Annotated in this window: 2 protein-coding genes; one reads left to right on the top strand and one right to left on the bottom strand. The window is 78.4% G+C overall.

All coding sequences use genetic code 11. The annotated features are described in order from the left end of the window. Window positions 1–268 (bottom strand): universal stress protein (locus tag AOK18_RS10435; RefSeq protein WP_167738666.1); only part of this gene is annotated, 268 nt, incomplete at its 3' end. 354 nt (window positions 269–622) lie between these two features. Here AOK18_RS10435 and AOK18_RS10440 point away from each other — a divergent pair. Further along, a complete protein-coding gene (locus AOK18_RS10440; protein WP_055570998.1) occupies window positions 623–1,087 on the top strand; it encodes a cyclic nucleotide-binding domain-containing protein in 465 nt (154 codons plus the stop codon). Window positions 1,088–1,171 lie beyond the last annotated feature (84 nt).

Here is a 1,171-nt window from a genome sequence, read left to right on the forward strand (position 1 = left end):
GGCGGCCGGGGACCTGCTCCGCGGTGACCTCGATCCCGGGGTGGCGCAGCCGCAGCCCGGCCGCCGCCTCCTCCGTGGTTCCCGGACCGTCGGCCGGGGACGTCTCCGCACCCGGGAACGGCGTCCGGGCGGCCGTCTCCGGGAGGGGCTCCCGGACCTCGACCATCCGGAGCGGCAGGCCGCGCAGCTTCGCCTCGCGGGCCGCCCACTCGGCCGCGGCCCGGCTCTCCGCGGAACCGTCGAGACCGGTGATGATGGTGCGGGGCATGCGCGTACCTCCTGCTGTCGGAACTGCGGTGGAAGCCGTCGGCGGGGCTGCCGCCGGATCCGCCGTCGAGGCTGCCGCCCCCGCGGACACCTTCAGTATCGGCGGCCGGGCGGCCGGCCGACACGGGCCACAGGTCCCTGTCCGGGCCGGGGCCGGCCCCAGGATACGGAGCCGGGTCCCGGGGCCGGCCGCCCGCCCCGGCACGGGCGCCGAGGGCGCCACGGAGGGACGGACGCCCCCGATCAGGGCCGTACGGCCCATGGGCACCGGCCGGGGTTCGCAGGAGGCTGGAATCTCACCGGACGCCCGGCCCACCGCACCGGCAGTCCATCCGCCCCGCAAGGGAGGCCCGCCATGTTCGCTCCTCCGTCCCCCAGGCTGCCGCGCGCCCTGCCCGCCGAGCACCGGGCGAAGCTCCTGGAGACCGCCCGGGAGGTGTCCTTCCCGCAGGGGACCCGGCTGTTCGAGGAGGGGGGCCACGCGGACCGGTTCTGGATCGTGCGGACCGGCACCGTCGAGCTCGACATGCACGTCCCCGGCCGCCGGGCCGCCGTCATCGAGCGGCTCGGGCACAACGAACTCGTCGGCTGGTCCTGGCTGTACAGCCCGCACGTCTGGCACCTGGGGGCCGAGGCGGCCACCCCGGTGCGGGCCTACGAGTTCGACGCCGCGGGGGTCCGCGCCCTGTGCGAGGACGAGCCGGCCCTCGGGCGGGACCTGGCCCAGTGGGTGGGCCGCGTGGTCGCCCACCGGCTGCACTGCGCCCGGGTCCGGCTGCTGGACCTGTACGGCCCCTGCGGGGCCGGCAGCGGCGTCTGAAGCGGACGCCCCTGCCCCCTGGACCCCCGCGCCCCGGTGGGGCGGAGCACCGGGGCGGGCGACAGCCGCCCGGGCGCGGGGTCC

It is taken from the genome of Streptomyces prasinopilosus (assembly GCF_001419695.1).
Lineage (GTDB): Bacteria > Actinomycetota > Actinomycetes > Streptomycetales > Streptomycetaceae > Streptomyces > Streptomyces prasinopilosus.